The sequence below is a fragment of the Thauera sp. 27 genome (genome assembly GCF_000310125.2).
GTDB classification, from domain to species: domain Bacteria; phylum Pseudomonadota; class Gammaproteobacteria; order Burkholderiales; family Rhodocyclaceae; genus Thauera; species Thauera mechernichensis.
The window spans coordinates 198,689-224,273 of record NZ_AMXB01000001.1 but is presented as its reverse complement, the minus strand read 5'-3'; the positions used below and the strand labels follow the sequence as shown (position 1 = coordinate 224,273).

Sequence of the window (25,585 nt, the reverse complement as noted above, 5' to 3'; positions counted from 1 at the left end):
GAGACATGGTCCGCATCATCGATCGACGCTTCGACAGCAAGAACAAGAGCGCGGTCAACCGCCAGCGCTTCATGCGCCGTTTCAAGCAACAGATTCGCAAGGCGGTGAGCGGAGCCATCCAGGGGCGCTCCATCCGCGATCTCGACAACGGCGAAGAGGTCTCGATCCCCGCACGCGACCTGGCCGAGCCGTCCCTTCATCACGGCCGTGGCGGTGTCTGGGAGCAGATCTTCCCGGGCAATGACCAGTTCAGCAGCGGCGACCGCATCAACAGGCCGCTCGGTGGGGGCGGAGACGGCTCGGGCAAGGGCAAGGCCAGCAACGAGGGCGAACATGAGGACGACTTCGTGTTCCAGCTCTCGCGCGAGGAGTTCCTCGAACTCTTCTTCGAGGACCTCGAGTTGCCACGCCTGATCCGCACGCAGCTTGCCAAGGTCACCGACTACAAGACACAGCGCGCCGGCTTCAAGTCCGACGGCGTGCCTGCCAACATCAACATCATCCGCTCGATGCGCGGCGCGCTTGGCCGCAGGCTTGCGCTCGGCTCGCCCTACGCCGCACGCATTCGCCAGCTTCAGGAGGCCCTTGACGATGCACTGGCCCGCCAGGAGGCAGATGAGGACAGCGACGAAGACACGCTGCGCGCCCTGCGCGAGGAACTCGCCGCGCTACGCGCCAAGGTCGAACGCATCCCCTTCATCGACAGCTTCGACCTGCGCTACAACAACCGCATCAAGGTGCCACGCCCCACCACCCAGGCGGTGATGTTCTGCGTGATGGACGTGTCGGGCTCCATGGACGAGGAGCGCAAGTCCATAGGCAAGCGCTTCTTCATGCTGCTCTACCTGTTCCTTACCCGGACCTACGAGCACATCGAAGTCGTCTTCATCCGCCACCACACCGTCGCCAAGGAAGTCGACGAGGACGAGTTCTTCCACTCCCGCGAGTCCGGCGGCACGGTGGTATCGAGTGCACTGGTGATGATGCGCGACATCGTGCGCGAGCGGTATGCCAACGGGCAGTGGAACATCTACGGTGCGCAAGCCTCGGACGGTGACAACTGGGACAACGACTCTCCAGTGTGCGGCCGGCTGCTGGCAAATGAGATCCTGCCCTGGTGCCAGTACTTTGCCTACGTCGAAATCACCGCTCGCGAGCCGCAGAACCTGTGGCGCGAGTATGCCCGCCTCGGTGCCGAGCACGACAACTTCGCCATGCAGCGCATCGAGTCGCCGGCTGACATCTACCCGGTGTTTCGCGAACTGTTCAAGAAGACGATCGCATGACCACCATGACCTCCAGAGCGAAAGCGCCCGCACGCAAGCCCCCCCTGCCCTCAGGCTCCGAATGGACCGCGGAAGCAATCGAGCGCTACAACGCGGAGATCGCGCGCGTGGCGGCCGCCTACCGGCTCGATCTGTACCCGGTGCAGATCGAGATCATTACCGCCGAACAGATGATGGATGCCTACGCCTCGGTGGGTATGCCGGTCAACTACCACCACTGGTCCTTCGGCAAGCACTTCCTTTCCACCGAGAAGGGCTACAAGCGCGGCCAGATGGGTCTGGCCTACGAGATCGTCATCAACTCCAACCCCTGCATCGCCTACCTGATGGAGGAGAACACGCTGACGATGCAGGGCCTGGTGATCGCTCACGCGGCCTACGGCCACAACAGCTTCTTCAAGGGCAACTACCTGTTCCGCACATGGACCAACGCCGACGCGATCATCGACTACCTGGTGTTTGCACGGAACTACATCAGCGAATGCGAGCAGCGCCATGGCGAAGAGGAAGTGGAACTGCTGCTGGACTCCTGCCATGCGTTGATGAACCTCGGCGTGGACCGATACAAGCGCCCGCCCAAGCTGTCGCTGGCCAAGGAAAAGCTGCGCCAGCAGGAGCGCGAGGAATACCTCCAGGGACAGGTCAATGACCTCTGGCGCACGCTGCCTGCCCATGACACCCGCAGCGGCCCGCGCGAAGCCCCCCGCTTCCCGCCCGAGCCGGAGGAGAACCTGCTCTACTTCATCGAGAAGAACGCACCGCTGCTCGAACCCTGGCAGCGCGAGGTCGTACGCATCGTGCGCAAGATCGCGCAGTACTTCTTCCCGCAGCGCCAGACCCAGGTCATGAACGAGGGCTGGGCCACATTCTGGCATTACACCCTGCTCAACCACCTCTACGACGAAGGCCTGCTGGCCGACAGCTTCATGCTGGAGTTCCTGCAGTCGCACACCAACGTCGTGTACCAGCCGCCCTACAACAGTCGCTGGTTCAACGGCATCAACCCGTATGCGCTCGGCTTTGCGATGTGGCAGGACATCCGCCGCATGTGCGAGCACCCCGACGACGAGGACAGGCGCTGGTTCCCCGAAATCGCGGGCAGCGACTGGCTGGACACCTTCGACTTTGCGATGCGCAACTTCAAGGACGAGAGCTTCATCGCCCAGTACCTGTCGCCGAAGGTGATGCGCGATTTCCGCATGTTCGCGGTACTCGACGACGACCGCCAGGACAAGCTGGAAGTCTCGGCCATCCACGACGACAGCGGCTTCCGCCGTGTGCGCGAGATCCTCTCCGACCAGTACAACCTTGGCGCACGCGAGCCCAACGTCCAGGCCTGGAACGTCGATCTGCGCGGCGACCGTTCGCTCACCCTGCGCCACCAGCCTCACCGCCGCCGGCCGCTGGGAGGCAGCACCGACGAGGTCATGCGCCACCTGGCTCGGCTCTGGGGCTTCACCGTGCGCCTGGAATCCGTGGACGAGGACGGCAACATCGAACTCAAGCATGAAATCCGCGCCGAGCGGCGCCGCAACGGCAACTGAGCGCGGCTGCATGCGGCCGCGAACGGCGTAGAATCCGGGCAACTTTCCGGGAGTCTTCGCATGTTCAGCCCCTTGCGCCCCATTTACCCGGTCGCCGGCATCCGCGCGATCGAGAACAAGCTCATTCCGAGCGCACGCCCACCCCTGATGGAACGCGCCGGACGCGCCGCTGCCGAGGATGCGGTGCGCCTGATCATGGACCGACCGGGCCCGATCCTGATCGCCTGCGGCCCCGGCAACAACGGCGGTGACGGCTTCGTCATGGCACGCCAGCTCGCGCAGGCGGGACGAGAGATCATCGTCGCCTTCGCCGGTCCCGCCGACAAACTCCCGGCCGAGGCCGCCAAAGCGCATGCCGACTACCTCGCAGCAGGTGGCACGGTTGTCTCAGACCTCCCCGCTGCGCCCGCCAATGGCTGGGCCCTGGTGGTCGATGCCTTGTTCGGCATCGGTCTCGGCCGCCCGATCGAAGGCCGTTACTCGAGCTGGATCAACACACTCAACGCCCAACCCGGCCCGCGCATGGCACTCGACGTGCCGAGCGGACTTGACGCCGACACCGGCCAGCCCATGGGCACCACTTTCTGCGCCACGCACACCACCACCTTCATCGCCCTCAAGCCCGGCCTGCTCACACTCGACGGCCCCGACTACTGCGGCGAGATCAGCGTGCAGCGCATCGACATCGACGCCCCGGCCTGGCTCCAACCACACGGCCACGCGATCGCCCCCTCGTTGTTCCGCCACATGCTGAGGCCGCGGCCGCGCAACTCGCACAAGGGCCTCTACGGCGATGCCGCCATCGTCGGCGGCAACACCGGCATGGTGGGTGCCGCACTGCTCGCCGGCCGTGCCGCGCTCTGGCTGGGAACCGGCCGGGTCTATGTGGGCCTGGCGGATCCGGATGGCCCTGCCGTCGACCTCGTACATCCCGAGCTGATGCTGCGCCAGGCCACAGAGGTGCCCGAGCGCCTGAGCGCCATGGCAGTGGGCCCCGGGCTTGGCACCGACACCACCTCCACCGCCCTGCTGGCAGCGGCGCTGCGGCGCGACATACCACTCGTACTCGACGCCGATGCGCTCAACCTCGTAGGCGCAGACCCCGCGCTGGCGAAGGCGCTCGGCACGCGCGCCGCGCCCACCGTGCTCACCCCGCACCCGGCCGAGGCTGCGCGCATGCTCGGCTGCGACACGGCCAGCGTGCAGGCAAACCGCCTCAGCGCCGCCATCGAGCTCGCCCGCCGCCACCAGGCGATGGTCGTGCTCAAGGGCTGCGGCAGCATCATCGCCACCGCAGACGGGCGCTGGTTCATCAACGGCAGCGGTCACTCGGGGATGGCCAGCGCCGGCATGGGCGACGTCCTTACCGGACTGACTGTCGGCCTGCTTGCCCAGGGTTGGCCCACCGAAGCAGGCCTGATGGCCGCGGTGCATCTGCACGGTGCCGCCGCCGACCGCCTCGCGCGCGAAGGCATCGGTCCGGTTGGGCTTACCGCGAGCGAGACCATCGACGCCGCACGCGGCGTCTTCAACGGTTGGCTGATCGAGGCACAGCGCGACCCGCGCCAGGCGGCCGTGCGCCCGCTGCGCTGACTTGGCAAGGCATCGGCAGCCCGTCTGCCGGTGCTAGAATTTTGACCCGTTTCCAGTCTTGGTCGATCACATGCTTTCTGAACAACTCCGCGTCGAAATCCAGCGCAACGTTGCCGCCTCGCTCGCCGAGGACATCGGCACTGGCGACCTCACCGCGCGCCTGATCGCCCCCGACACCGAGGCCCGCGGGCGAGTGATCACCCGCGAGCATGCCATCGTCTGCGGTACGGCATGGTTCGATGCCGCCTTCGCCGCACTCAGCCCGGCGGCCGTGGTGCACTGGCATGTGCGCGATGGTGACCGCGTCGAGCCCGGCCAGACGCTGTGCGAGATCATCGCGCGAGCACGCGTCCTTCTCACCGCGGAGCGCACCGCACTCAACTTCCTGCAGCTGCTGTCGGGCACGGCAACGGTGACACGCCGCTTCGTCGATGCCATCGAGGGCACGCAGGCGAAGATCGTCGATACGCGCAAGACGCTACCCGGGCTGCGGCTCGCGCAGAAATACGCGGTCGCAATCGGTGGCGGCACCAATCACCGCGTCGGCCTCTACGACGGCATCCTGATCAAGGAAAACCACATCATTGCGGCCGGTGGCATCCGCGAGGTGGTCGAGCAAGCACGCAGCATCGCACCCTCGAACGTCTTCATTGAGGTCGAGGTCGAGACCCTTGAGCAGTTGGAGGAAGCCCTCGGCGCTGGGGTGAACATGATCCTGCTCGACAACATGAGCCTCGACGACATGCGCACTGCCGTAGCGATCAACGCCGGCCGTGCCGAACTCGAAGCTTCCGGCGGTGTCAGCTTGGAGCGCGTGCGCGCGATCGCGGAGACGGGCGTCGACCGCATCTCGATCGGGGCGCTGACCAAGGACGTGCGCGCACTCGACCTGTCGCTGCGCCACATCGAGGACTGAACACCAGGTTGAGACCGGACGACGAGGCGCCCATGCCTGCCCCTGCAACCGACGCTCTGCACTGGCCGTCCGTTCCAGCCTGCTACGGATGGCTTGCGCTCGACGCCCGCGGGCAATGGCGCTTGCGCGACGAGCGCATCACCCACCCCGGACTCAATGCCTTCCTCAACGCCAACTACACCAGTGATGCAGAGGGCAGCTGGTTGGTGAATAACGGCCCCCAGCGAGTCTATGTGCGACTTGAGCTTGCACCGCTGGTGCTGCGCCTGGAGCCCGACGGCGGCCTGCTCACCCACACCGGGCGTCGGGTGCAGGCAAGCACACCTGTCTGCATCAATGAGGCGGGCCGTGTCATCATCGCCACCGATGCTGGCCCCGGTGCCGTTGACGATCGCGACCTTGCCGCCTTCATCGATGAACTGCGTGATGCAGCGGACAGAGCGCCCAACGACGACACCCTGCTTGCCTGCGTCGGTGGCGACACCACCATCGCGCTGACCTGGCGCGGTCTGCCTGTCGAGCCCTGCAGCTGCACGGAGCTGCCCGCCCGCTTCGGCTTTCGACTCGATCCGCAGCCCGGCAGCGACGAACGATCGGCCTGTTGACGTAGCCCGGGCATCAAGGCTATAGTCCGCGCCCTCGTACAGCAGCGCTTGCAGCATCCCTCGAACAAGCCCCGCTGCTGATCACGAATGCCTTGGTGGTGAAATTGGTAGACACGCTATCTTGAGGGGGTAGTGGCGAAAGCCGTGCGAGTTCGAGTCTCGCCCAAGGCACCATCTCCCGGCCGTTCGGCCGCGAGTCTCTCAGCCAGAAAGTCGATCAGCATCCTTACGCGGTGCGGGACGTGGCGATTGCTTGGCAATACCGCGAATACCCCCAGCTCGGGCGGCGCGTAGTCTTCCAGCACGCATTCGACGGCACCGGCCGAAAGTGCCTCATCGGCGATGAAATCCGGCTGTACCGAGATGCCCAGCCCTCTTACCGTCGCCGCCATCACCGCGTCGCCGTTGTTGGCATTGATGCGGCAGCGCGGCGTGTGCGTCTCGGCACGACCATCGACGGTAAAGCGCCACAGCTGGCTGCCGAGCCGCGTCATGTAGCCCAGGCACTCGTGATGGGCGAGCTCGCCCGGATGCCTTGGCCTGCCGTGACGCGCCAGGTAATCCGGTGCGGCGACCACGTAGAGGCGGCAGCTGGCAAGTCTGCGCACGATATCGCCCGGCTCGAGCTGCGCAGTGATGCGCACGGCAAGATCGAACCCTTCCTCGATCAGGTTCACCCGACGGTCGGCGTACTCCATGTCCAGCCCCACCTCGGGAAACTGCTGTGAGAAATCGAGCAGCAGCGGCGCAAGCCGGCGCAGGCCATAGCTCAGCGGCAGGCTCAGACGGATGCGCCCGCGCGGCGTCGCAAGCTCCTGCGCAACGCCAGCCTCGGCAACTTCGACCATGTTCAGGATGACACGGCAGCGCTCAAGAAAGGCCGTACCCGCAGTCGTCAGCGTCAGGCGGCGGGTGCTGCGTTCCATGAGCTTGGCACCAAGATGCGACTCCAGGGCCGCCACCTTGCGTGTCACCACTGAACGCGCCACGCCGAGTTGCTGGGCTACGGTCGAAAAACTGCCGGTCTCGGCCACACGCACGAAGAGCTGCATCGCTTCCAGCCGATCCATTGTTGTCATTCCTGCAACAGAAATAACTTGATTGTGCGGTATATGTGACGGAGCCGGAAGCCTATAGTGCATTCAACGCACACGTGAGAATGGTTTCCAACATGCAAGCACGACAGACCAGCCCTCGGCAGCCCGCCCTCTTCGTCCCACACGGCTCGCCCCTGTTCGCGCTTGCGCCGGGCGCGGCCGGCGCGGCGATGGCGGGTCTCGCAAACGTCATGGCTCAACCCCGCGCGGTGGTCATCGTGAGTGCGCACTGGGACACCACCATCCCGACCGTCGGTTTTGCCGAGCGACCTGAAACCATCCACGACTATTACGGTTTCCCGCCCGAACTCTACCGCCTGAACTACCCCGCCACGGGTTGCAGCGAGGTCGCCGAGGAGCTTGTACAAGCGATCGGCGCCGCCGGCCTGCCGGTCGCACGATCGGCGACCCGCGGCCTCGACCATGGAGCCTGGATACCGCTGCGCATCATGTTCCCGGACGCGGACATCGCCGTCGTACCGCTCTCGATTCAAAGCCGTGGCGGACCAAAGGCCGCCTGGCAGCTTGGGCGCAGCCTTGCACCGCTGACGGCCCGCGGCATCCTCGTCGTCGGCTCGGGCAACCTCACCCACAACCTCGCCGATTTCCGCTTCGGTGCCAGCAGCGGCGCGACCGACGTGCCCGCCTACGTGCGCCGCTTTGCCGACTGGTTCGGCGACCGCCTGGCCGCGGGTGATACCGCGGCCTTACTGGACTACCGCCGGCAGGCACCCGAAGCCATGCGCGCCCACCCGAGCGAAGAGCACCTGCTGCCCCTGTTCGTCGCCCTCGGTGCCGCAGGCGATGAACCCTACGCAAGTCGGCTGCACGCCGGCATCGACGATCACGCGCTGGCGATGGACATCTTCGCCTTCGAGCCAGGAGCCCCCGCATGACCCCGAAGCCCCCCGCCCCCCAGGACCGCTCACCCCGACGTGCCGATACCTCCTACACGAGCACGGCCAAAGTGATGCATTGGTTGATGGCCGTACTGATCCCGGCAACGATGGCCCTTGGCATGTACGTGGAAGGCCTGCCCTTTTCGCCCGAAAAACTCAAGTTGATCGCGTGGCACAAGTGGGCCGGCGTCAGCCTTTTCCTGCTCGTGGCACTGCGGCTGACGTGGCGCCTGTTCCATCCACCGCCGCCGCTTCCCGCAAGCATGGCGCCCGCATTGCGCATGGCGGCGCATGCCGGGCACGCCCTGCTGTACGTGCTGATGTTTGCCATCCCGCTCACCGGCTGGCTGATGAGCTCTGCCAAGGGCGTACCGACGGTGTGGTTCGGCGTGGTGCCGATTCCTGACCTTCTGGGCAAGGACGAAGCCCTCGGCAAGCTGCTGCAGGCCACCCACATGTACCTCAACTGGCTGCTCGCCGCGACACTCGTCGGCCATATCGCAGCCGCACTCAAGCATCACTTCCTCGACCGGGACGACATCCTGACCCGCATGCTGCCCACCATCAACCGCAAGGACAGAACATGAGAACCCTGCTTGCCGCCGCAGCGCTTGCCGCCGCTATGCCCCTCGCCGCTCACGCAGCCGACTACACACAGCTGCAGACCGCGCGCAGCAAGGTCGGCTTCAGCTTCACCCAGATGGGCGTAACCCTGGACGGTCACTTCGAACGCTTCGACGGCGAACTGCGCTTCGATCCCGCCGCCCCGGAGTCCGCGCGCGCAGTCGTCGAAGTCGAACTGGCAAGCATCCGCACCGGCATGCCGGATGCCGATGCCGAGGTCGCCGGCCGCAGTTGGTTCAACATTGGCGAGTTCCCCAGGGCGCGCTTCGAATCGAGCAGCGTCAAGGCCCTGGGCGGCGAGCGCTTCGAGGTCAGCGGCGCACTCACCATCAAGGGCCGCAGCCTGCCCGTCGTCGTACCGGCCAGCTTCGCGGTGCGCGACGGCGTCGGCGTGTTCGAGGGCGAGTTCGTCATCCGTCGCGGCGACTTCGCGGTTGGCGAGGGCGCCTGGGCGCACTTCGACGTGGTCGCCAATGAAGTGCGCGTGCGTTACCAGATCAGCGCGACGCAGTAATCCCGGCGGCGCCTAAAGGCCTCGGCGCAATCGTCCCATCCACCACCAAAGCACGATCACCCTCAACAGGAGCTACACCATGCATTCCACTTTCCGCAAGTTCGCTGCCAGCCTCAGCCTCGTCGCCGGCGCCTCCCTCGCCCTGCCGGCGCTTGCCGCGCCGCAGACCTACGTGGTCGACGGCTCGCACACCTTCCCGCGCTTCTCCTACAGCCACTTCGGGCTATCGACCCAGATGAGCCGCTTCAACACCACCACCGGCACCGTGGTGCTCGACCAGGAAGCGCGCACCGGCTCGGTGGACATCGAAATCGACATGCGCTCGGTCGACACCGGCTTTGCGACCTTCAACGAGCACATCCAGGGCGAAGACTTCTTCCACACCGCGCAGTACCCGACCGCAACCTTCAAGTCGACGCGCGTGGTGTTCGAGGGCGACAAGCCGGTTGCAGTCGACGGCGAGCTCACCATCAAGGGCGTGACGCGCCCCGTCACCCTGAGCCTGAGCTCGTTTACCGCCATGCAGCACCCGATGGTGCCCAAGCAGGCCATCGGCGCCAATGCCAGCGTGACCGTGAAGCGCAGCGACTTCAACGCCGGCAAGTACGCCCCCCACGTCAGCGACGAGGTCACCATCGACATCGCCCTCGAGGCCATCGCCCCGTAAACGCAGCTGCCGAAGCGAGAACGCCCGCGGGCCGTCGTGGCCCGCGGGCGTTCTCGCTTCGGTCTGCACACAGGCGCCATTGCCGGACGCCTGGGCGGCCAGGTCAGCCTCGGACGCGCTCGGTGATGAAGCGCTTGATCGCGTCGACGTCGGGCGCCATCACCTCGACACGCTGCGGCAACGCCTCGATGCCGGCAAGGTCGGCGGGACGCTCGGGCTCACGGCCGAGGGCCTCGACGATGGTCTCCGAGAACTTCACCGGCAGCGCCGTTTCCAGCACCAGCAGCGGCACACCGGCCGGCACCGCGCCGGCAAGCTCCCAAGCCACCTTCACGCCGTCGGCGGTGTGGGTGTCGATCATCACGCCATACTGCTCAAACACCTTGCGGATGGTCGCCAGGCGGTCGGCATGGCTGCTCGCACCGGAGAGGAAACCAAACTCGGCAATACGCGCGAATTCAGCCGAGGCCGACAGGTCGAAGGCACGGCCAGCATCGACCTCGGCCCACAGGGCGGCGACCTTCTGCGGGTCGCGACCAACCAGGTCGTAGACGAAGCGCTCGAAGTTGGACGCCTTGGAGATGTCCATCGACGGGCTCGAGGTGACATGGGTCTCGGCCGCCTTGCGCGGACGGTAGACGCCGGTGCGGAAGAACTCGTCGAGCACGTCGTTCTCGTTGGTCGCAAGCAGCAGCTTCGCGACCGGGAGCCCCATCTGGCGCGCGATGTGGCCGGCACAGATGTTGCCGAAATTGCCCGAGGGCACGCAGAACGCGACCTCCTGGTCGTTCGACGACGTGGCGGCGAAATAGCCCTTGAAGTAATAAACGACCTGGGCGGCAACGCGCGCCCAGTTGATCGAGTTGACCGCACCGATCTTGTGCCCGACCTTGAAAGCGTGGTCGTTGGACACTGCCTTCACGATGTCCTGGGCATCGTCGAACATGCCGGTGACGGCGATGTTGAAGATGTTCTCGTCCTGCAGCGAATACATCTGCGCACGCTGGAAGGCACTCATCTTGCCATGCGGCGACAGCATGAACACGCGCACGCCCTGCTTACCGCGCATCGCGTACTCGGCGGCAGAGCCGGTATCACCCGAGGTCGCGCCAAGGATATTGATGCTCTCGCCGCGCTTGGCCAGCACATACTCGAACAGGTTGCCGAGCAACTGCATCGCCATGTCCTTGAAGGCGAGCGTGGGGCCATTGGAGAGCTCGAGCAGGCCGAGCCGCCCAGGCTCGAGCCAATGCACGGGCGTGATGTCGGCGGCACGATCCCCCGCACGCGCATGGCAATACACCTCGGCCGTGTAGGTCTTCGCGCAGATCGCGCGCAGGTCGGCTGCAGGGATGTCGGTGATGAACTTCGACAGGATCTCGAAGGCCAGTTCCGCATAAGGCAGCGCACGCCAGGCGTCCAGCTCGGCACGCGTGACACGGGGGTAGGACTCGGGCAGGTAGAGCCCGCCATCGGGCGCCAGGCCCCCGAGCAGGATGTCGCAGAACTCGGGGTTCGTGGGCTGGCCGGCATGGCCACGGGTGGAGATGTACTTCACGACGCAATCCTTGAAGAAGGCACGGCCGGACGGAGATGCCCGGCTGGGCGAGGCGGAAAGGCGTGATTCTAACGAATCCGGGCCGGGCTTCGCAGGTCTGGGGCAGCAGACAGCGGCGCAATCTGCTGAAACGCCAAGTCCGTTGAGGCGTCAGGTGCGCCACCGCCCTCGCAAGCTCACGGCTGACGCCGCTCCCGCAGTGCGATTCCAGGCATGTGCGGACCGACGGTGGGGGCGCCTGATGCGCCCTTCTGGACGGAACCCGGACTCAATCGGTCTCCAGGCGGAAGCCCACCTTCAGCGTGACCTGGAAATGGGCGACCTTGCCGTCGACCACATGGCCGCGGGTCTCGATCACCTCGAACCAGTCGATGTGGCGGATCGTCCTTGCGGCGGTCTCGATCGCGTTTCGGATGGCATCGTCAGTCCCGGAGGTTGACGAGCCGACGAGTTCGACCATCTTGTAGACGTGGCTGGACATGGCTTTCTCCCTAGTGTTCGGGGTCGGTCGATCTCCCGGGCAGCGTAGCCGTTGGCGGCAACTCGGCGGCCTCGAAGCGGCGTACCGCAGCGCGGTATCCCCGCATGCCGAGCACGGCTATGATGATCAGGATGAGTGTGAAGGTGACGAGTTTGAATGCCATCGGGTGGACTCAAGGAATGTTGCCGAAGACCCGGGCTGCAGTCAGCAGGGACGCGCAAGGACAACTGCAGTGTAGCTCGCAGCACACAGATCTGCCGCGAGGCCTTGGCAAGGCAGTCGACTTCTGCGCCAGGACTTCGCGCTCATCAGCGCGCCGCGCCGTTGCGCTCGAGCCAGTCCGCACGCTCACGGCAACGCTCGGCCTTGTCCGGAGCAAGCCCGGGCGCAGCAGCGATCCGTCTGAGCACTTGCGGGTCGGGACGGTGGGCAAGCACGGCATCCCAGTAGTCAGCGAGCGTCAACGCGGGGCTGGGCCGCTCCTCGAGCTCGATGGTGTCGCCTGGCGCCAGTTCGCCCGGCGTGAGCACCGCGTAATACCAGCCCGTCACCCCGGCAGCCTCGACGAAGCGCGACGCCCCATCCACCTTGATGCGGCGGTCGATCTTCCAGCACGGCGCGCGCGGTTGCGAAACCTGCACACGCGCACTGCCCATGCGCAGGATGTCGCCGATGCACAGGTCGTGCTCGGTCAGTCCATGGGTACTGACGTTCTCGCCCAGCACGCCGGCGGCCAGCAGATCGGCGGCCTGCGGCCACTCCTGAGCCAGCACGGCATAGTGCTCGGCCGGGTAGTGGTGCAGGGCTTTCCACGGGCCGCCGTGATGGCGCAGGTCGGCTTGCTCATCGCCTTCGAGACCCGTCGCACCCAAGCGCAGCGGACGATCCACTGCCGTCTTGTAGATCCCTGTGGGTTCGCACTCGGGCAATAGCGGCCGCACACGGCCGATGAACAGTTGGTCGATCGTGGTCTTCATGGCTCCATCCCAAACCCATTCCCATACCGAGGTACGAGCTGCCCCACCCCAGATGTCAAAAGGCCGCGCCCCGAGGCACGGCCTTTTCTTCTGCAAGCACCGCGATCAGAGGCTCTCCATGCGCAGCTTGGTCACCTGTCCCTGTACCACCGGCAGCGCCTCAATGCGACCGATGGCTGCATTCGCGTCACGCTCAACGGTCTGATGGGTGAGCATGATGATGTCGGTGTGGCTCTCGCCCTCGGCCGCTTCCTTCTGGATCAGGGCCTCGATCGAGATGTCGCTGTCGGCGAGGATGCGGGTGATGTCGGCGAGCACGCCAGGCTTGTCCGCTACGCGCATGCGCAGGTAGTAGGACGTGATGACCTCCTCGATCGGCAGTACCGGCAGCGCCTGCACCTGATCGGGCTGGAAAGCGAGGTGCGGTACGCGGTGCTCCGGGTCGGCCGTGTGCAGGCGGGTCACATCGACGAGGTCGGCGATGACCGCGGAAGCCGTCGGCTCGGCACCTGCGCCCTTGCCGTAATAGAGCGTCGCACCGACGGCATCTGCCTGTACCAGTACCGCGTTCATCGCGCCTTCGACGTTGGCGATCAGACGCTTGGCCGGGATCAGCGTCGGGTGCACGCGCAGTTCGACGCCGGTGTCGCGCTTGCGCGCAATGCCGAGCAGCTTGATGCGGTAGCCCAGCTGTTCGGCGTAGGCGATGTCCACCGCATCGAGCTTGCTGATGCCTTCGACGTAGGCCTTGTCGAACTGCATCGGGATGCCGAAGGCAATCGCGCTCATGATCGTCGCCTTGTGGGCAGCGTCGACGCCTTCGATGTCGAAGGTCGGATCGGCCTCGGCGTAGCCGAGCGCCTGCGCCTCCTTGAGCACTTCGGCAAACGGCAGGCCCTTGTCCCGCATCTCGGACAGAATGAAGTTGGTCGTGCCGTTGATGATGCCGGCCAGCCACTCGATGCGATTGGCGGTAAGGCCCTCACGCAGCGCCTTGATGATCGGGATGCCCCCTGCCACCGCAGCCTCGAAGGCCACCATGACGCCCTTCTTCTGCGCTGCCGAAAAGATCTCGTTGCCATGCACCGCAAGCAGCGCCTTGTTGGCCGTGACCACATGCTTGCCGTTCTCGATGGCCTTCATGACCAGTTCGCGAGCGATGCCATAACCACCGATCAGTTCGACGACGATATCGATTTCCGGATTGGACACGACGGCGAAGGCGTCATCGGTAAGGGCGACCTCGCCCCCGGTCACGCTGCGCGCAAGCTCCAGGTTCTTGTCGGCCACCATGGTGATGCGGATCGGACGTCCGGCGCGGCGGCTGATCTCTTCCGCGTTGCGCTTCAGAACGGTGTAGGTACCGCCACCGACGGTGCCGATGCCGAGGAGGCCAACATTGATCGCTTTCATGCAGTGAGTTCCGTGATTCAGGGTGGGTTGAAATCGGGTGCCGGGGGCAAGGGTCGGGCGTACAGCCTCAGGTACCGTGGCGGCGGCGGTAGTGCTCCAGGAAGCGCGCGACACGGCCGATGGCGTCGCGCAGGTCGTCCTCGTGCGGCAGGAAGACGAGACGGAAGTGGTCGGGGTGGGGCCAGTTGAAGCCCGAGCCCTGGACGAGCAGCACGCGCTCCTCCTCGAGCAACTCGGCGATGAAGGCCTGATCGTCCTCGATCGGGTACACCTTGGGATCGAGCCTGGGGAACATGTACAGGGTGGCCTGCGGCTTGACGCAGCTCACACCCGGAATCTGGTTGATCAGCTCCCACGCCAGGTCGCGCTGGCGGCGCATGCGCCCGCCCTCGGCGACCAGGTCGTCGATGCTCTGGTAGCCGCCAAGCGCGGTCTGGATGGCGTACTGCCCCGGCACGTTGGCGCACAGACGCATTGAGGCCAGCATGTTGAGACCTTCGATGTAATCCACGGCGCGGCGCTTGTCGCCGCACACCACCATCCAGCCGGCGCGGTAGCCGCAGGAACGGTAGTTCTTCGACAGGCCGTTGAAGATGATGGTCAGCACGTCCTCGGACAATGCAGCCATCGAGGTATGGGTGATACCGTCGTACAGGACCTTGTCGTAGACCTCGTCCGCGTACAGGATGAGGTCGTGCTCGCGGGCGAGCGCGACGATCTGCCGCAAGGTTTCTTCCGGGTACACGGCGCCGGTCGGGTTGTTCGGGTTGATGACCACGATCGCGCGCGTGTTAGGGGTGATCTTCGCGCGCATGTCCTCGATGTCGGGCAACCAGCCCTTGGACTCGTCGCACAGATAGTGCACCGGCTTGCCGCCGGACAGACTCACTGCCGCAGTCCACAGCGGGTAGTCAGGCGCCGGCACCAGCACCTCGTCACCCGCATCGAGCAAGGCGTTCATCGCCATCACGATGAGTTCGGAGACACCGTTGCCAATGTAGATATCCTCGATATCCACGCCCTTGATGCCCTTCTGCTGCGTGTAGTGCATCACCGCCTTGCGCGCCGAGAAGATCCCCTTCGAGTCCGAGTAGCCCGCCGCGTTGGGCAGGTTGCGGATCATGTCCATCTGGATCTCCTCGGGCGAATCGAAGCCGAACGCGGCAAGGTTGCCGATGTTGAGCTTGATGATCTTGTGGCCCTCGTCCTCCATCTGCTTCGCGCGCACCAGCACCGGTCCGCGGATGTCGTAGCAGACTTCGGCAAGCTTGGCAGACTTGCGGATCGGCCGCGCGCCGGCAGCGCCCGCCTCGGCCTTCACGGTCGGTTCGGAGGGGGGCGTCGCAAGCTCGAGGGTCTTCACCGCTTTCATCGTCGTCTGTCCTGGCAAGGAAATGGCGCAGGGCGGCCTGTCCGCCACTGCCAAAAGATTGTTATCTTAGCCCCGCTGCCGCACTGCGGCAATTTCGCCATGCAGGCGGGCGGCAGCCTCCCTGTGCAAACCTCCCGATGAGCCTGACATCAGCATGAAGCTCTACCTCGACAACCTCTCCAGCATCAACGTCATCAGCGGCTACGGCGAAGACCATGTGATGGTCGGCAAGGAACGCCACGAGGGCAACCTGCTGCTCTCGGCCAATCGCATCGTCACCGGCTGGGCACCTGAGGCACGCGGCAGTCTGGAAGGCCTGCGTGCCGAAAACCTTGCAGAGGCCACCGGACTCGGGGCGGAAATCCTCATCGTCGGTACGGGCAAGCGCCAGCGCTTTCCGCAGCCGACCTTGCTGAGGCCGCTCATCGAAGCCCGCATCGGGTTCGAGTTCATGGACTTTGCGGCAGCCTGTCGCACCTACAACATCCTGGTTGGCGAAAGCCGCGCCGTCGCACTCGCCCTCATCTACGAGGGCTGATCGAGCCTACCCCGACTTGCGGTCGCACAACCGGCCCCGACACGGCCCGCGATTGCAGCCACCGCCGCCCATCGGCTACCCTGAGGCCGGCCGCAGAGGCCACGAAATGAGGCCACGAAATGCCGACCGCAGCAGGCGCTTGCACGCACACTGCGGCGAGTCGCGCATTCCTGGATCGTTGGGCCACCCCATCCACCACGACAGCAGGAGAAGGCATGAGCGAACGCCCCGCACCGGATTTCACGCTATCGGCAACCGGCAACCAGAGCATCACCCTGTCCGCGTTGCGCGGACGCAAGGTGGTGATCTACTTCTATCCCAAGGACAACACGCCGGGCTGCACCAACGAAACGCGTGATTTCGCCACCCTGCATGCCGCGTTCGCCGAGGCCTCCTGCGAGATCTTCGGCATCAGTCGCGACAGCCTGAAGAGCCACGAGAACTTCAAGGCCAAGCTGGCCCTGCCCTTCGAGCTGATCTCGGACCCCGACGAAGCAGCCTGCGAAGCATTTGGCGTGATGAAGCTCAAGAACATGTACGGCAAGCAGGTGCGCGGTATCGAACGCAGCACCTTCCTGATCGACAGCGCAGGCAACATCGCCCGCGAGTGGCGCGGGGTAAAGGTGGCGGGCCACGCCGAAGAGGTGCTTGCCGCAGCGCGTGGGCTCTGACCCCACCCTGCGCACGCGACGCAATCACACCCGTAGCCAACGCCTCCCTACCTCAGGCCCGACAAGATGCCCGCCACCCGCAAAGACTCGACCAATGACCAGCCCGCCGGCGCAGCCACCATCAAGCCCGCCGCCGCCCGACGCGCTACCCGCCGCAGCGCGCCCAAGGGCGTGAGCCGCAAGCTGTTCGTTCTCGATACCAACGTGCTGATGCACGATCCCACCAGCCTGTTCCGCTTCGAGGAGCACGACCTCTACGTGCCGATCATGACGCTGGAGGAACTCGACAACAACAAGAAGGGCACAACCGAACTCGCACGCAACACCCGCCAGGCCAGCCGTCTGCTCGACGAGATCGTCAGTGCGGCGCCGAACGGAATCGACGCTGGCATCGCCCTCGATCAAGCCTCGCGGGGGATGGCCACCGGTCGGCTTTACCTGCAGACCGAAGCCATCGATGTCCGCCTGCCTGCGGCCCTGCCCACCGCGCGCGGCGACAACCAGATTCTCGGAGTGGTGATGTACCTCGCGGACAAGCACCCTGGGCGCGAAGTCATCCTGGTGTCCAAAGACATCAACATGCGCATCAAGGCGCGTGCACTCGGCCTGGCAGCGCAGGACTACTTCAACGACAAGGTGCTCGAGGACAGCGACCTGCTGTACACCGGCATACGCGAGCTGCCCGCCGATTTCTGGGATACGCACGGCAAGGGCATGGAGTCGTGGAAGGAAGAAGGACAGACCTACTACCGCATCAGCGGCCCGCTCGCTCCGGACATGCTGATCAACGAGTTCGTCTACCAGGATGGCGACAGCCCCCTGCAGGCCTGGGTACGCGAGAAGCGCGGCCGTAGCGTCGTACTCGAGACCCTGATCGACTACGGCCACCAGAAGAACAACGTTTGGGGCATCACCGCGCGCAATCGCGAGCAGAACTTCGCCCTCAACCTGCTGATGAACCCCGACATCGACTTCGTGACACTGCTTGGCCAGGCAGGTACGGGCAAGACCTTGCTCACGCTCGCTGCGGGACTCACCCAGGTGCTGGAGAGCAAGCGCTACAGCGAAATCATCATGACGCGGGTGACCGTGCCCGTCGGCGAGGACATCGGCTTCCTGCCCGGCACGGAGGAAGAAAAGATGGCACCCTGGATGGGCGCTCTCGAGGACAACCTCGAAGTACTCAACGGCACGGCAGGTGAAGGCGGCGACTGGGGCCGTGCCGCCACCCGCGACCTGATCCGCAGCCGCATCAAGATCAAGAGCCTGAACTTCATGCGTGGGCGGACCTTCCTCAACAAGTACCTCATCATCGACGAGGCGCAGAACCTCACGCCCAAGCAGATGAAGACCCTCATCACCCGTGCCGGCCCCGGCACCAAGGTGATCTGCATGGGCAACATCGCGCAAATCGATACGCCCTACCTCACGGAAGGTTCTTCGGGCCTGACCTTCGTCGTCGACCGCTTCAAGGGCTGGGAGCACTCGGGGCATATCACCCTTCAGCGCGGCGAGCGTTCGCGCCTGGCCGACCACGCGGCAGAGGTGCTCTGAGCGCGCGCAAGAACGCAAGAGCCTGTTCATAAACGGGCTTTTGCGTGCAATAAGGCGGTCTGGCGGGCGCGGCCGTATAATCGCGCCACTTCACCGACGACAAGCCCGTCATGACCGCAACCGCCGCCGCCCTCCTGCAGGGGGCCAGCACCGATTTCCTGCGCAATCACTCGCCCTTCAATCGCATGGAGCCCGAGGCGCTCTCCTTCCTGGCAGAGCGTGCAGTCCTCGGCTTTCATCCTCGCGGCAGCGAGATCCTGACCCCAGAAATGGGGGTGCCCGCGCATTTCTACATCGTGCAGCGGGGCAAGGTCCAGGCCCGCCAGACAGGCGCGGCCGTCGTCACGGAGTATGCCAGCCTGGCAATCGGCCCTGGCGAGTGCTTCCCGATCGGCGCCATTTCAGCGCGCAGGCCATCGACCAATGCCTACGTCGCGAGCGAAGACAGCTTCTGCTTCCGGATCGCGGCGGACGACTTCCTGCAGCTCATGCAGATGAGCCCGGCCTTCCACCTCTTTTGCACCCAGTACATCGCGAGCCTGCTCAACCAATCGCGCCAGCAGCTGCAGACCACGTTCACCCAGCGCGCAGCCGAACAGCAGACGATGACCACCTCGCTGGGCAAGCTCATCAAGCAAGCCCCCTTCGCGGTGAGCGCCGAGAGCACGACGCGTGAAGCCCTCGAGCGCATGAACGAGCTCCAGCTCGGCTGTGTTGTCGTGGTCGACAGCGAGCGCCATCCGGTCGGCGTGCTGACCCAGAGCGACCTGCTTCCTCGCGTCATCCTCGCCGCCTTCGATCTCGATCGCCCGATCGGCGAAGTCATGACAGCCAACCCGCACCAGCTCGGGGCCAGCGCCTCGGCCTACGATGCCGCGCTCGAGATGGCAACCCATGGGGTGCGTCACCTGCTCGTCGTGGATGCCGAGGGGCGTCTCGAAGGTGTGGTGTCCGAGCGCGATCTGTTCTCCCTGCAACGCATCAGCCTGCGCCAGATCCGCGCCGGCATCGAGAGCGCCGCCGATATCGAGGCGCTGCAGCGTGCAAGCAAGGACATCCGCCAGCTGGCGCTGAACCTCATTGCACAGGGCATCGGTGCCGAGCAGCTCACCCAGTTCATTTCCGCACTGAACGACGCCCTCACCCGCAGAATCATCGAGCTGGCGCTGGCACAACACGACCTCGCAGGCATCGACTTCAGCTGGGTCGCCTTTGGCTCCGAAGGCCGCCATGAGCAGACACTATCCACCGACCAGGACAACGGCATCATCTGGCGCGCACCCGAGATGGCCAATGACGAACAGGTCAAGAAGCGTCTGCTCGCCTTTGCAGGCGTTGTGAACAGCCATCTTGCCGCCTGCGGTTTTCCGCTCTGCAAGGGCAACATCATGGCAAGCAATCCGGAGCTGTGCCTTACGCTCGAGGAGTGGAAAGCGCGCTTCGGGTCCTGGATCCGCGAACCCGACCCCCAGGCCCTGCTCAACGCCTCGATCTTCTTCGACTTCCGCGTCTTGTATGGCAGCGAGCGCCCGGCAAGCCAGCTGCGCACCTGGCTGAACAAGACCGTCAAGGGCAACTCCACCTTCCTGCGCATGATGGCGGTCAATGCCCTGCAAGTCATGCCCCCGCTCGGCCGAATCCGCGACTTCGTGCTTGAGGACGACGGCAGTATCGATCTCAAGAAATCCGGCGCCCGCCTTTTCGTCGACGTCGCTCGCATCCTTGCCCTGCGCACCGGGGTCGATTCGAGCAGCACGGTTCAGCGCCTGCGCCAGGCGGCGGCGCGGATGGGGGTACCGGCCGAGGAGGTGTCCGCCATCATCGACGGCTTCAACTTCATACAGTTGCTGCGCCTGCGCTCGCAGCACCTCGAGACCGAACACGACGCGCCAGGCGACAACCGGGTGAATCCCGACTCTCTCAACGAGCTCGATCGCCGCATTCTCAAGGAAGCCTTCCGCCAGGCGAGAAAACTCCAGCTGCGCCTGAAACTGGATTACCAACTATGACTGGCTGGCTCTCCCGGCTCATACCCTCGCGCAGCGGCCCACAGCCTCTGAGCGCGCGCGCCGCCGCCACCATGGAACAGTGGCAGTCCCTGCCCGACGTCGATCTTGCGCGCGCGCATTACGAGACGCGCTACACCGTGGTCAACACCGAGGCCACGGGGCTGGACCTGGAACGTGACCGCTTGCTCGCTGTGGGGGGCATCGCCGTAGACTGCGGCCTCATCCACCTCGACGCGGCCTGCTATGAGAAGCTCGATCCTGTTCCGGCGGAGGCCCTGAGCGCCCTGCTCGGCCTCGCCGGCAAAGGGCCCCTGATCGTATTCAACGCGCCCTTCAACCGCGGCATGATCGAGCAAGCCCTGTTGCAGCACCTGGGCCTGAGTCATGCCTTTACCTGGATCGATCTCTACCTTTTGATGCCGGCGCTGTTTCCAGAGCGCTTCGAACGCCCCGTCCGCCTCGCCGAATGGATGGCGAGCTTCGGTATCGAGACCTTCCAGCGCCATCACGCGCTGGGCGACGCCTGGGCGATAGCGCAGCTATTCCTCGCTGCGGAAGCACGCGCCCTGTCGATGGGCCTGAGCACCGCACCCGCGCTCGTTGAACAAGAGCGCGCATACCAGCAGCGTCTCAAGATCTGAGCCTGCCCAGGGGCCGCTCAACTGCGGCGACAGCACGCAACTCGCGAGCCCGCCAGGTACGACAGGACCACAACGCAGCCCGCAACGCCGGTCGGGGCTCCATCGGCATCCCGTCGGTCTCGGGTGCTGCATCGAACAGCTTGCTGTGACACGTCTCGACCTCTCCGGTTCCTCGACCTAGGGTTTACCTATTTACAAGCGCCATTCGCATGCGTATATTCCGTCGAATGTTTTTGCGCCGACTCACTCTCACTCTTGTCGCGGCCCTTGCGCTTGCGCCCTTGGCCGCCCACACGGCCGAGCGGCCTGTCGCAACCGCCACCCAAGCGCAACGGTCGGCGCTGGAAGAATATGCGAGCACTGCCGAACAGCTCGTCGATGAAGCGTTGTCTTACCTGGGCATCCGCTATCGCCGTGGTGGCACTTCACCAGAAACGGGACTGGACTGCAGCGGGCTCGTGCTCAACGTGTTCCGGAATGCGATCGGACTCGACCTGCCCCGCACGGCACGCGAAATGGCCAATCTGGGTGACAAGGTCAGCCGCCAGGAATTGAAGCCCGGCGATCTGGTGTTCTTCAATACCATGCGCCGCACCTTCTCCCACGTGGGCATCTACCTCGGCGACGGCAAGTTCGTCCATGCGCCTTCGACAGGCGGCAAGGTGAGGGTCGAGAGCATCGCCACTCGCTATTGGGCGCAACGCTTCAACGGTGCCCGCCGCCTGGTGGACGACGACGCCACCACCGACTTCATGCCTTCGCTCTCGGCGATGCGCTGATACCCCTCCTGCTACACACAACGTTCGATGCCCCGCTCCGATGCGGGGCATCGAACGTTTACAGCCCGGGTGATGCCAGCTGCGCTCAGTGCGTCTTGCGACATGCCCCCTTTGCGTGCGCCGGACACTGCTGACAGCGCTCATCGAACCGCTTGCCCAGGGCTTGCTGCAGGGCGCAGGTCGATCGCCGGCAGCACACGAACATCACGCCCTCCCGCGTTGCCGCCTCACGGAAGCGCTGCATCACGTTATGACCGAGGAAATCAGTGAAGAGGATCACCATGCCGATCCCGCTCGGCAGAGACGCCGATCGCCTTTGATGGCTGGTATCGCGACCACTGACATGGCTCGCGATGCGAATACCGTAGCGGTCGAGTACATCAGGTATGTTTCCGAGACGATCGGCGCCCACCAGCAGTGCATCCATGACATTTCCTTGTTGCGAATGATTCGCAACAATAGTGCACGCAATGAGACCAATTTGCAACTGCGAATCTTTATCGTTATTATCCGCTCACCCATAACAACCCTCAGGGGCCCTCGAGCATCATGAAGAAAGTCGTCCTCGCCTCCCTTCTTTCCGCCCTCGGCCTGGCTGCAACGGCTCACGCGGCCGAACTCAACATCTACTCGGCCCGCCACTACCAGACGGACGAGCAGCTGTATGGCAACTTCACCAAGCAGACCGGCATCAAGATCAACCGCATCGAGGCCAAGGAAGACGAACTGCTCGAGCGCATCCGCACCGAAGGCGCCAACAGCCCGGCAGACATCTTCATCACCGTCGACGCTTCTCGCCTTGGCAAGGCCGATGAGATGGGCATCTTCGCGCCGGTGAAGTCGGCCGAGATCGAGGCTCGCGTCCCGGCCCACCTGCGTGCCGACAACTGGGTGTCCTACTCCACTCGCGCGCGCATCATCGTGTTCAACCCGACGATGGTGAAGGAAGAGCAGGTCAAGACCTACGAGCAGCTCGCCGACCCCGCCCTCAAGGGCCAGGTGTGCACGCGTTCGGGCAGCCACCCCTACAACCTGTCGCTCGGCGCGGCCATGATCAAGCACAACGGCGCCGAAGCGACCGAGAACTGGGCCAAGGGCATCGTCGCCAATTTCGCTCGCGCACCGAAGGGTGGCGATACCGATCAGATCCGCGCGGTTGCGGCAGGCGAATGCGGCGTCGCCATTGCCAACAGCTACTACCTCGCGCGTCTGATGAACTCGACGAAGCCCGAAGACCAGGCCGCGGTTGCCAACATCAAGGCCGTATGGCCCAACCAGGACAGCTGGGGTACGCACATCAACGTGTCGGGCGCCGGCATGCTCAAGAACGCGCCCAACAAGGAAGCAGCGGTCAAGTTCCTGGAATACCTGGCCTCCGACGAAGCCCAGGCCTACTTTGCCAACGGCAACAACGAGTGGCCGGTGGTGACGACGTTCAAGATTGACAATGCCGCACTCAACAAGCTCGGCGAGTTCAAGGCCGACACCTTGCCGATCGGCGAGCTGGCTGCAACCGTTGCCGAAGCACAGCGCATCTTCGACCGCGCTGGCTACCGCTGAGCCCGATGGCCCGTAGCCGCATGCGACGGGAGCCCATCAACCCGGGCTGACCGACACGGCCCCGCCTTCGAAAGACGGCGGGGCCGTGTCACGTTCACGCGCCAGGACGGCGCGATTGCGCCCACCATGCTTTGCTGCATAGAGCGCCTCATCGGCACGTGAATACGCCTCGTCATGGGCCTGGTCAGCCTCATGCAGCATCGCCACCCCCACACTGACCGTGAATGACAGCGGCTGGCCGTCGACCATTGCCGGGCTCGCGGCTACCACGCGGCAAAGCCGCTCCGCCACCCGCATCGCGCCGAGCGCATCAATGCAGGGCAGCAGGACGGCAAACTCCTCCCCCCCCATGCGCGCGAACACATCGGCCTCGCGCAGCTGCACGTCGACCACGTTAACGAAGTGCCGCAGGACGATATCGCCCGCTGCATGGCCGTGAGTGTCGTTGACCCGCTTGAAGTGGTCGAGGTCGAGCAGAAGCAGCGCGGCCTGCGATTGGCCACGACGGACGCGACCAAGCTCTCCGCGCATCATCTCGGTGAAGTGGCGCCGATTCCACAACCCCGTCAGCGGGTCGCTCGTCGCCAACTGCAGCAAGCTCTCCTCCATCGTCTTGCGCTGCGATATGTCCTGATGGATCCCGACCACGCGCGCTGCTGCACCTTGCTCGTCACGATCGAGCACGCGCCCGGCAGCCATCACCCACACCCAGTGGCCGTCTTGATGGCGGATGCGATACTCCACCCGGTAGCTCTCGGTCGCACCTCCAAGGTGGGGCTCGAGCGCAGCGCGGATGTCACCCCAGTCTTCGGGATGTACGCGCTCCTCCCAGGCCGACACGTGCGCCGGGAGCTCGTCCGCACGGAAACCGATCATCTCGCACCAGGTGGGGCTGAACACGCAGCGCCCGCTGCGCAGGTCCCAGTCCCATACGCCCAGCCCGGCGCTCTCCACGGCAAGCATCACACGCTGCTCGCGCTCGGCGATCTGCTCTCGCATCTTGCGGCGCTCGGTGAAATCGCGACTGATGCGGATCTCGCCAAGGGTGACGCCATTCTCGTCACGATAAGGCGTGCGCAGGGTGTCAAGCAGGCGAAGTCCGCCATCGACCGTCTCCAGCCATTCCTCGTGATGCTCGGGGGTACTGACCACACCTCCGTCAGCCCCCGCTCCGTCGAGATTGCCCGCAGCACGCATGGCCGTCTCCTCGCGCAGGCCGACGAGATCGCACTCGCGCACGCCATAAGCCTTTGCGTACGCCTTGTTGCAGCCCAGGTAGCGCCCCTGCGGATCCTTGAAGGCAATCAGGTCCGGCACCGAATCGATCAAGGCACGCAGCAGCGCCTGCTCACGCCTGAGCGCCTGCTGAGGTTCACGCACGCCGGACACGAACACGGCGCGGTAGATCATGGCGTAGGCTGCGAACTTGTAGAGATGCCCAGCCACATTGAAGAGGTCGCTCACATCGACGTACAGGGTGAAATACAGCTCAGCGAGCGCGAGCACCCAGGCAGCGGCGGCCAGCCACCGAGCAGAGGCATCCCGATCGCGCAGCGCCCGTTGCCAAAGCATCAGGGCGGCCAGCACATAGAGCGCCGCAAGAACGTACTCGGCGCCGACCTTGAAGGGGGTGACCCCTTCACCGGGGATGAAGCTGACCGGGAGCCAGTCCTGATGCCACAGCACGACCCACATCGTCAGCAGCGCAATGCCGAGCGCGGCAGCCGTCACCCCGTCCGCACATGCAGGTGGCCAGCGCCGTTCGGGCAGCAGTGCAAACACAAGCAAGCCAACCACCAACAGCAGGCGCGCTGCAAGCCAGAACTGTATGGCCTTGTCGGCCCCGCTTGGGGTAACGAACACAGGCATGCCTGCGTATGACAAGGTGTGGGCAAAGTCGATCAGACCGACGCCCAGGAACACTGCCCCCAGCCAGACCAGACGTCCGCCCCGCGTGGTGTGGCGCAGATTCCAGCCGAGCGCGAACACCATGGCCGCCACCGCGATCGAGAAGAACTCGAGCGCCGTATGCAATGCGAGATAGTGCTCCGGGTCCGAGAACAGCCTGCCTGGCGGCATGAAGCCGCTGAGGATGAACACGACACCGAGCACGATCGACCAACTGACGGGTTTGCTGACGGACTTGATCGACACGGGACGCTCGTATGCGAGAACTGAGTGCGGTTTAGCTACCCGGATTATCTCCTACCGTGCCCATGGCATGGGACCACGTAAGACCCACTTTCCACCGCCATTTCCGCACTCACGGCTTCCAGCACCGCAACCG

24 protein-coding genes, 1 tRNA gene and 1 pseudogene are annotated in these 25,585 nt (G+C 64.9%); 17 read left to right on the top strand and 9 right to left on the bottom strand.

Annotated features, from left to right (window positions below; all coding sequences use genetic code 11):
• The first annotated feature begins 5 nt into the window (after positions 1-5).
• The 6 genes from B447_RS00790 (at position 6) to B447_RS00765 (ending at position 6,118) form a co-directional block, all read left to right on the top strand.
• On the top strand, positions 6-1,286 hold the full coding sequence (locus tag B447_RS00790) for a YeaH/YhbH family protein (protein WP_002935641.1): 1,281 nt from the start codon (positions 6-8) through the stop codon (positions 1,284-1,286).
• Complete coding sequence (locus B447_RS00785) at positions 1,283-2,830, top strand: SpoVR family protein (protein WP_002927089.1); 1,548 nt, start codon at positions 1,283-1,285, stop codon at positions 2,828-2,830. The genes B447_RS00790 and B447_RS00785 overlap by 4 nt, the downstream gene beginning before the upstream one ends.
• Before the next feature lie 60 nt (positions 2,831-2,890).
• Entirely contained in the window at positions 2,891-4,423 is a 1,533-nt protein-coding gene (locus B447_RS00780) for a bifunctional ADP-dependent NAD(P)H-hydrate dehydratase/NAD(P)H-hydrate epimerase (protein ID WP_002935639.1), read from the top strand.
• Between the two features lie 70 nt (positions 4,424-4,493).
• Positions 4,494-5,339: a carboxylating nicotinate-nucleotide diphosphorylase gene (gene nadC, locus B447_RS00775; protein ID WP_002927095.1), complete on the top strand. Its 846-nt coding sequence runs from the start codon at positions 4,494-4,496 to the stop codon at positions 5,337-5,339.
• Between the two features lie 32 nt (positions 5,340-5,371).
• Positions 5,372-5,944 (top strand): DUF2946 family protein, encoded by a 573-nt coding sequence (locus B447_RS00770; RefSeq protein ID WP_002935631.1) that lies wholly within the window; start codon positions 5,372-5,374, stop codon positions 5,942-5,944.
• Positions 5,945-6,033: 89 nt separating this feature from the next.
• Positions 6,034-6,118: transfer RNA gene (locus B447_RS00765), tRNA-Leu, on the top strand.
• Between the two features lie 80 nt (positions 6,119-6,198).
• Here the strand turns inward: B447_RS00765 and B447_RS21985 are convergent.
• Positions 6,199-6,996, bottom strand: a pseudogene (locus tag B447_RS21985) (LysR family transcriptional regulator); the annotation flags it as partial.
• A gap of 119 nt (positions 6,997-7,115) precedes the next feature.
• Between B447_RS21985 and B447_RS00755 the strand changes: the two are divergent.
• The 4 genes from B447_RS00755 to B447_RS00740 all read left to right on the top strand — a co-directional run bounded on the left by B447_RS00755 (position 7,116) and on the right by B447_RS00740 (position 9,745).
• On the top strand, positions 7,116-7,937 hold the full coding sequence (locus tag B447_RS00755; protein ID WP_037982153.1) for a DODA-type extradiol aromatic ring-opening family dioxygenase: 822 nt from the start codon (positions 7,116-7,118) through the stop codon (positions 7,935-7,937).
• Positions 7,934-8,527, top strand: coding sequence for a cytochrome b (locus tag B447_RS00750; RefSeq protein ID WP_002935628.1), 594 nt, complete (start codon positions 7,934-7,936; stop codon positions 8,525-8,527). Before B447_RS00755 ends, B447_RS00750 begins: the two co-directional genes overlap by 4 nt.
• Positions 8,524-9,078, top strand: coding sequence for a YceI family protein (locus B447_RS00745; protein ID WP_002927104.1), 555 nt, complete (start codon positions 8,524-8,526; stop codon positions 9,076-9,078). The genes B447_RS00750 and B447_RS00745 overlap by 4 nt, the downstream gene beginning before the upstream one ends.
• 79 nt (positions 9,079-9,157) lie before the next feature.
• A complete protein-coding gene (locus B447_RS00740) occupies positions 9,158-9,745 on the top strand; it encodes a YceI family protein (protein ID WP_002935627.1) in 588 nt (195 codons plus the stop codon).
• A gap of 103 nt (positions 9,746-9,848) precedes the next feature.
• Here the strand turns inward: B447_RS00740 and thrC are convergent, their stop codons facing one another.
• From thrC to B447_RS00715, 6 genes are all read right to left on the bottom strand, one after another.
• Positions 9,849-11,303 carry a threonine synthase gene (gene thrC / locus B447_RS00735; protein WP_002935626.1) on the bottom strand — a complete coding sequence of 485 codons (1,455 nt, stop codon included), beginning with the start codon at positions 11,301-11,303 and terminating at the stop codon, positions 9,849-9,851.
• A 268-nt stretch (positions 11,304-11,571) separates the two neighbouring features.
• The gene (locus B447_RS00730) at positions 11,572-11,784 is read right to left on the bottom strand and encodes a dodecin (protein ID WP_002935625.1); all 213 of its coding nucleotides are present in this window, start codon (positions 11,782-11,784) and stop codon (positions 11,572-11,574) included.
• Between the two features lie 10 nt (positions 11,785-11,794).
• Positions 11,795-11,947, bottom strand: a complete 153-nt coding sequence (locus B447_RS22695; RefSeq protein ID WP_002927115.1) for a hypothetical protein — start codon at positions 11,945-11,947, stop codon at positions 11,795-11,797.
• Between the two features lie 145 nt (positions 11,948-12,092).
• The gene (locus tag B447_RS00725; protein WP_002927116.1) at positions 12,093-12,761 is read right to left on the bottom strand and encodes an MOSC domain-containing protein; all 669 of its coding nucleotides are present in this window, start codon (positions 12,759-12,761) and stop codon (positions 12,093-12,095) included.
• Between the two features lie 105 nt (positions 12,762-12,866).
• A complete protein-coding gene (locus B447_RS00720; RefSeq protein ID WP_002935623.1) occupies positions 12,867-14,174 on the bottom strand; it encodes a homoserine dehydrogenase in 1,308 nt (435 codons plus the stop codon).
• Positions 14,175-14,241: 67 nt separating this feature from the next.
• Positions 14,242-15,546: a pyridoxal phosphate-dependent aminotransferase gene (locus B447_RS00715; RefSeq protein WP_002927118.1), complete on the bottom strand. Its 1,305-nt coding sequence runs from the start codon at positions 15,544-15,546 to the stop codon at positions 14,242-14,244.
• A 154-nt stretch (positions 15,547-15,700) separates the two neighbouring features.
• On the opposite strand from B447_RS00715, the gene B447_RS00710 reads away from it, so the two are divergent.
• The 6 genes from B447_RS00710 to B447_RS00685 all read left to right on the top strand — a co-directional run bounded on the left by B447_RS00710 (position 15,701) and on the right by B447_RS00685 (position 21,738).
• On the top strand, positions 15,701-16,084 hold the full coding sequence (locus B447_RS00710; protein WP_002935622.1) for an Mth938-like domain-containing protein: 384 nt from the start codon (positions 15,701-15,703) through the stop codon (positions 16,082-16,084).
• Between the two features lie 215 nt (positions 16,085-16,299).
• On the top strand, positions 16,300-16,755 hold the full coding sequence (locus B447_RS00705; RefSeq protein ID WP_002927123.1) for a peroxiredoxin: 456 nt from the start codon (positions 16,300-16,302) through the stop codon (positions 16,753-16,755).
• A 66-nt stretch (positions 16,756-16,821) separates the two neighbouring features.
• Complete coding sequence (locus B447_RS00700) at positions 16,822-18,309, top strand: PhoH family protein (protein ID WP_002935620.1); 1,488 nt, start codon at positions 16,822-16,824, stop codon at positions 18,307-18,309.
• Positions 18,310-18,419: 110 nt separating this feature from the next.
• On the top strand, positions 18,420-20,318 hold the full coding sequence (locus B447_RS00695) for a DUF294 nucleotidyltransferase-like domain-containing protein (RefSeq protein ID WP_002935617.1): 1,899 nt from the start codon (positions 18,420-18,422) through the stop codon (positions 20,316-20,318).
• Complete coding sequence (locus B447_RS00690) at positions 20,315-20,959, top strand: 3'-5' exonuclease (protein WP_002927131.1); 645 nt, start codon at positions 20,315-20,317, stop codon at positions 20,957-20,959. Before B447_RS00695 ends, B447_RS00690 begins: the two co-directional genes overlap by 4 nt.
• 227 nt (positions 20,960-21,186) lie before the next feature.
• On the top strand, positions 21,187-21,738 hold the full coding sequence (locus tag B447_RS00685) for a C40 family peptidase (protein ID WP_002927133.1): 552 nt from the start codon (positions 21,187-21,189) through the stop codon (positions 21,736-21,738).
• 85 nt (positions 21,739-21,823) lie between these two features.
• Here B447_RS00685 and B447_RS00680 read toward each other — a convergent pair whose 3' ends face one another.
• Positions 21,824-22,165, bottom strand: coding sequence for a DUF2325 domain-containing protein (locus tag B447_RS00680; RefSeq protein WP_002927134.1), 342 nt, complete (start codon positions 22,163-22,165; stop codon positions 21,824-21,826).
• A 122-nt stretch (positions 22,166-22,287) separates the two neighbouring features.
• On the opposite strand from B447_RS00680, the gene B447_RS00675 reads away from it, so the two are divergent.
• Positions 22,288-23,298 carry a Fe(3+) ABC transporter substrate-binding protein gene (locus B447_RS00675; RefSeq protein WP_002935616.1) on the top strand — a complete coding sequence of 337 codons (1,011 nt, stop codon included), beginning with the start codon at positions 22,288-22,290 and terminating at the stop codon, positions 23,296-23,298.
• A gap of 36 nt (positions 23,299-23,334) precedes the next feature.
• On the opposite strand, the gene B447_RS00670 is transcribed toward B447_RS00675, so the two are convergent.
• Positions 23,335-25,452, bottom strand: a complete 2,118-nt coding sequence (locus B447_RS00670; RefSeq protein ID WP_002927147.1) for a sensor domain-containing diguanylate cyclase — start codon at positions 25,450-25,452, stop codon at positions 23,335-23,337.
• Positions 25,453-25,585 lie beyond the last annotated feature (133 nt).